The organism is Neorhizobium descurainiae, from assembly GCF_051400715.1.
Classification (GTDB): Bacteria; Pseudomonadota; Alphaproteobacteria; order Rhizobiales; family Rhizobiaceae; genus Neorhizobium.
This window is the reverse complement of record NZ_JBLFFK010000086.1, coordinates 1-991: the sequence shown is the minus strand read 5'-3', so window position 1 is coordinate 991 and position 991 is coordinate 1. Positions and strand designations below refer to the sequence as shown.

Here is a 991-nt window from a genome sequence, read left to right as displayed (position 1 = left end):
TTCTGTCGCAGATCGCGTCGGCGGGCGAGGGCACACGGCTCGGCGAGCTGACGCTGACCGTGCCGGTTAAGCATCCCACGCCGGTGGACTATCCGTTCGTGGCGGTGACGGAGCGCATCGCCCGCCAGGCGGTTCTTGCGCCTGAGACCGAGGCGCTGGTGTGCGAGGGCGAGCGCATCAGCTACGGCGAACTCGAAGCCTGGGCCAACCGCATCGCCAGACGGCTGACGGCGCTGGGGGTCGGACCCGACGAGCGCGTCGGCCTGGCCGTCGACCGCTCGCCCGGCCTCGTCGCCGCACTGATCGGCATCATCAAGGCGGGAGCCGCCTACGTGCCGCTCGATCCCTCATACCCGGCCGACCGCCTCGCCCACATGATCGGCGACAGCGCCATCGCCAAAGTGGTCACCGACGAAGCCAGCGCTGCAACCCTGTCTCCCCTGCTGGCCGGCCGCCACACCGTGCTCGTCTCCGACGTCGGCGGCGAGAGCGGCGAGCCCTTCGCCGCCCCCATCCATCCTGACCAGCTCGCCTACGTCATCTACACATCAGGATCGACAGGCACACCAAAGGGGGTGGGCGTGACGCATGCCAACGTCGCCCGCCTTCTCGACGCGACCGCGCCCTGGTACGGCTTCGGTCCCTTCGACGTCTGGACGATGTTCCACTCCTATGCCTTCGACTTCTCCGTCTGGGAGATCTTCGGCGCCCTTTGCCATGGCGGCAGGCTGGTCATCGTGCCGCACTGGATCGCCCGTGACGCGACAGCCTTCCATGACCTTCTGCGCCAGGAGAAGGTCACCGTGCTGAACCAGACGCCCTCGGCCTTCCTGCCGCTGGCCCAGATCGATGCATCGTCGGACCATCCGCTCACCGACCTCAAGACCGTCGTCTTCGGCGGCGAGAAACTCGAACCTGCGGCGTTGCGGGGCTGGCTTGCGGCGCGGGGAGAGGCCGCACCGCAGCTGATCAATATGTACGGCATCACCGA

General features: G+C 67.9%; 1 protein-coding gene. It reads left to right on the top strand.

The genetic code is table 11. The features are described from left to right. Positions 1-991 (top strand): AMP-binding protein (locus ACMGE0_RS33525; protein WP_436820167.1); only part of this gene is annotated, 991 nt, incomplete at both ends.